Source organism: Sphingobacterium sp. T2 (genome assembly GCF_000814685.1).
Classification (GTDB): Bacteria; Bacteroidota; Bacteroidia; order Sphingobacteriales; family Sphingobacteriaceae; genus Sphingobacterium; species Sphingobacterium thermophilum.
This window is the reverse complement of the sequence record NZ_JXAC01000165.1, coordinates 1-4,580: the sequence shown is the minus strand read 5'-3', so window position 1 is coordinate 4,580 and position 4,580 is coordinate 1. Positions and strand designations below refer to the sequence as shown.

At 41.9% G+C, this 4,580-nt stretch carries 4 protein-coding genes; 3 read left to right on the top strand and 1 reads right to left on the bottom strand.

Annotated elements, in window-relative coordinates; genetic code table 11:
• The 3 genes from SD31_RS10650 to SD31_RS10640 all read left to right on the top strand — a co-directional run.
• Nucleotides 1-1,281 (top strand): family 10 glycosylhydrolase (locus tag SD31_RS10650; RefSeq protein ID WP_156138319.1); only part of this gene is annotated, 1,281 nt, incomplete at its 5' end.
• A gap of 1 nt (nucleotide 1,282) precedes the next feature.
• Nucleotides 1,283-2,602, top strand: a complete 1,320-nt coding sequence (locus SD31_RS10645) for an alpha amylase family protein (protein WP_039054103.1) — start codon at nucleotides 1,283-1,285, stop codon at nucleotides 2,600-2,602.
• A 229-nt stretch (nucleotides 2,603-2,831) separates the two neighbouring features.
• The gene (locus SD31_RS10640) at nucleotides 2,832-3,689 is read left to right on the top strand and encodes a phosphodiester glycosidase family protein (RefSeq protein WP_231561474.1); all 858 of its coding nucleotides are present in this window, start codon (nucleotides 2,832-2,834) and stop codon (nucleotides 3,687-3,689) included.
• Between the two features lie 232 nt (nucleotides 3,690-3,921).
• Here SD31_RS10640 and pth read toward each other — a convergent pair whose 3' ends face one another.
• Nucleotides 3,922-4,485: an aminoacyl-tRNA hydrolase gene (gene pth, locus SD31_RS10635; protein WP_039054102.1), complete on the bottom strand. Its 564-nt coding sequence runs from the start codon at nucleotides 4,483-4,485 to the stop codon at nucleotides 3,922-3,924.
• Nucleotides 4,486-4,580: the final 95 nt, after the last annotated feature.

Sequence of the window (4,580 nt, the reverse complement as noted above, 5' to 3'; positions counted from 1 at the left end):
ATAACGCCAGGAAGAAATGTCGTAGTTTGGGTGGATGCTAGATCTAACGTTTTCGGAACGTACGGAAAGTTCAGCAGCAAAACCGAAATCGTCAATATTCTGGATAGGCTGGAAGACTGTGGCGTGACAGGCTTGGTAATAGATGTAAAGCCTTCCTCAGGCTATACCATGTATAACAGTGCATATACTAAAGAATGGACTTCCTACGATGGAAAGACCAAGCCTGCTGACTATGTAGAATTCCTCATCAGTGAGGCTAAAAAAAGAAAAATGAAAACCTACCTTTCCATAGTTACTTTCGTGGAAGGAAACACAGGAGGTGTAGGATATGTATGGGATAATCCGGAATTTAAGGAAAAATATGAGTCTATTGTCGTAAAAGATACGCAAGGAACATTGGGACGCATTTCCACTACTGGCAAGAGCGTCTTCGTGAATCCGGCACATCCGGAAGTACAGGAACGTGTATTAAACCTTCTTAAAGAGATGGTCGGTAAGTTCGATATGGATGGTATTATTCTGGATTACTGCCGCTATACCGATATCAATGCAGACTTTTCCGACTTCTCAAAAACTAAATTTATCGAGTTCTTAAGAACAAAATACAATGATACTCAAGCAAGCTCGATGAATTTCCCTACAGATATTGTCTCCTCTTGGAGAGAGTCATCAGGACAGCTTCTTCCTGCCACGACAGGAAAATATTACAAGCAATGGCTTGTGTTTAGAGCAAGTGTTATCCAAGATTTTATCAAGAAAGCTAGGGCTGCGGTAAAATCAGTGAAGTCCAATGTAAGTTTTGGTGTCTATGTAGGTGCTTGGTATACCACTTACTATCAAGTAGGGGTGAACTGGGCAAGCAAGGAATACGATCCATTTCAGGATTTTAATGTGCGTTTCGATTGGGCATACCCCGGATATGGTGAGACGGGATACCTAGAAGAACTGGACTTGTTAATGACAGGCAATTATTTTACGCAGATTATGTTGTCCGAAAATCCGGCGACAGCAAGTATGAAGTACCATTGGTGGAGCATTGAAGGGTCTCTTAATGGTATTGAATACATCACCAAAAATAAAAAACCTATTTATGGAAGTTTGGATGTGGGCAACGTAAACTATGCAAGCAAATCCGAGATTTCCAGAGCCATAAAATATATTCTTTCCCGCACGTCGGGCGGTATCATGCTTTTTGACGTAGTGCACATGTATGCTCCACAATATAACTATCTGAAACAGGAGCTTTTTGATGCAATAAAAGAGGGAGTTAAAAATCAGTAAAATGAAATTTTTAAACGCTATATTTCTGCTGGCATTGCTGTTTACAGGCTGCCAGCAGGCGACTTCGCAGCACGATAAGAGCAAATATTTCGTTCATAGAAATATTCTTTGGTTTGACGCGACAGCCAACTTCGATCGTTTTTGTTCTAAAGATTCTATCACTTTTTATCTAGAAAAGTCCAAAGAGGCCGGTATCACCGATGTTGTGGTAGATGTAAAACCTATTACGGGAGAGGTACTGTATCCAAGTAAGATTGCTCCTGTAATGATATCGTGGGGGCAGTCCGGTGTAAAGAAGGATCTTTCATGGGATATGCTATCCTACTTTATCGAAGAAGGACATCGTCTGGGATTGAAAGTGCATGCTTCTACTAACGTATTTGTGGCAGGACACAACTTCTTCGACAGAGGTGTGGTTTATGAAGATACTACAAAAGCGCAGTGGCAGACACTTTCCTATTTACCGGAAGGATTTAAACCCATCACTGAACAGAAAAGCAAGTATTCTGCTATGCTAAATCCTGTCTTACAGGAAGTAAGAGACTATGAACTGTCTATCCTGAAGGAGCTGGTGAGTCTTTATCCTAAGTTGGATGGTCTTATCTTGGACAGGGTACGCTTTGATAACCTAAACGCTGACTTTTCAGCAGCAAGCAAAGAGGCTTTTGAAAAGTACATAGGTCAACGTTTAGAAAGATTTCCTGAAGATATTTTCTACTTCGAGGGAAATAAGCGTATTGAAGGGAAATGGTATAAGACCTGGCTAGAGTGGAGGGCAAGTATCATCCATGACTTTATCTATACAGCAAGGGAGGCGTTGAAGGCGATAAATCCAGATCTGATTTTCGGCGATTATACCGGTTCTTGGTATCCTTTGTATTTCGATGTAGGAGTAAACTTTGCTAGCAAAGATTACGATCCAAGTCAGGAATTTGATTGGGCAACCCCTGAATATAAAAATTATGGCTATGCAGAAGCTTTGGACCTCTTCACTACCGGTAACTATTATTTTGAGGTAGAGAAAGCCGAAATTGCCAAACAGGACGATAGTCAGGAGAAAACCTTGGAATCCGGTCTTGTCGTAAAGAAAGAAGACTGGTATACCGTAGAAGGATCTGCCGACCTTGTAAATAGAGTCGTAAATGGGGTTGCTCCCGTCTATGCCGGCCTATATGTGGAACAATATAAGGGGCATCCGGAGCAATTTGTAAAAGCACTCAGGATGTGTCGTAAAAAATCGCAAGGTTCCATGGTCTTCGATATCGTACATATCATTAATTATGGTTGGTGGGATGAATTGAAGAAAGGCTTGAGGGATTAGACTACCTAGCGCAAATCATCTAATTAATAGTATTACTTAAATTTTATGAGTATGATTAGATTCTGGACAAAACTTCTTCTCGCTGTGGTTATTTCTTCTACTGTAGCGTGTAAGGAAGAAACTCAACGTACCACCGCAATGGGGTATAGAAGATCCTGCCGATGACAGAGAGAAAAATGAAGATATAGTAAAATTGGGGTGGACCAATGTTGGAGATACCTTCGGAAAATTGCCAAATTATATATCTGTCTATAAATCTCCATCTACCTTACAGAATAAACAGGCTATAGCTTATATCGCTGTGGCAGATATGACGAAAGCTACTTTTGATGTTCTTGGCGATATAGGTTATGATGCCACCGCAGGAGGCTATGGAGGTAAGTCGGTAAATACTCTTACCCAATTTTATGAAAAGAACAACCGTCCTATTATCATTAACGCCGGATTGTTCTATTATGCCAATGCCTTTTATTTTTCACAAAATCTTGTGGTGAGAAATGGGGTATTGCTGGCTCCTAACCAAAATTATTATTCTAAAGATTGGGTGACAATGTGGTATCCTACTTTAGGGGCCTTCTCGCAAATGCAGGATAATTCATTCAAGGTGTCTTGGACCTATTTTACGAGCGATAAGGTGAATTATAGCTACAATAAACCAGCACCTAACGATATTAACAAAGCACCGTTACAAGTTCCCAATGCTACTTTTCCGGAGACAGCTACCGTGCTGAACGCTAAAACAGCGATAGGAGGCGTGGGCGTACTTCTGAAAGATGGCGATGTGAAAAACACTTATGTCGAGGAGATGTTGGACGTATCTTCCACCTCTAACCAGCCGCGAACAGCTATCGGCATACGTGCTGACAAAAAGATGGTGCTCTTTGTCTGTGAAGGTCGAAATGTCACGCCTGGTGTAGCTGGGCTTACTACTCTGGATGTGGCCAATGTCATGAAAGCTTTGGGGTGTGTGGACGCCTTAAACCTCGATGGAGGTGGTTCAAGTGGTATGCTTGTCAACGGTAAAGAAACCATCAAGCCTAGCGGGGGTACACAACGAGCAGTGCTGACAGGTGTTAGTCTGCACTGAGGTATGTTTAATAGCAGAAGAGCCATCATAGAATGGCTCTTCTGCTATTTCGGCTCTTTGAAGAAAACAGGCGTATTGTCGTAGAGAGATGTGGGCTACCCCATTTTTCGATACTTCTGTTGAATCAATAAAGGCGATAGTGCCTTCTGTTTTAGCTCATCTGCTTGAGTCTTAGCTTTTGGCTTAAACAGAAAAAACCTTGTAATATACAAGGTTTAGAAGTGTGTCGGACTTATTTAGTATTGAGGTTGGTCATGGTCAGCTCTATACCTATGCTTACAAAAGAATGCACCATCTTGACGGCATGTTCGATAAGAGAGGGTAGCTGTTGTTGTTCTTCTTTATCGAAAGGGCCCAATACATATTCTACTTGTCTGCCTTTAGGGTAGTTGTTTCCTATCCCAAAGCGTAGGCGTGGGTAGTTCTGGCCGCCACAAAGTGCTTCGATGGATTTCAGTCCGTTATGTCCGGCTGCCGATCCTTTAGGTTTGATGCGCAGGGAGCCAAAGGGTATAGCTAGATCATCCACGATGACCAGCACGTTCGATAGAGGAACTTTCAACTGTTGCATCCAATAATTAACGGCCTTGCCGCTGAGGTTCATGTAGGTCGTAGGTTTGATGACATATACGTTGTGTCCACGCAACTTGAATTCGGTATAGTAAGCGTGGCGCAGCAATGACCAAGTTGTGCCGGCCTGACGGGCTAGCTCATCCGCAACCATGAAACCTATATTGTGTCGGGTGTCAGCATATTCGCTGCCTATATTTCCAAGACCTACGATAAGAAAATTCATAGCACAAAGGTATAAAATCATTTAAAACAAAAAGGGCATTCCAATGATGGATGCCCTTTTTATATATCTGTCGAAAAAAATTATTTTTTCTTCGC

What these genes read in the sequence shown, in the direction of transcription:
- SD31_RS10645 (WP_039054103.1), top strand. Translation starts at nt 1,283, where the DNA reads ATGAAATTTTTAAACGCTATATTTCTGCTGGCATTGCTGTTTACAGGC.
- pth (WP_039054102.1), bottom strand. Translation starts at nt 4,485, where the DNA reads ATGAATTTTCTTATCGTAGGTCTTGGAAATATAGGCAGCGAATATGCT.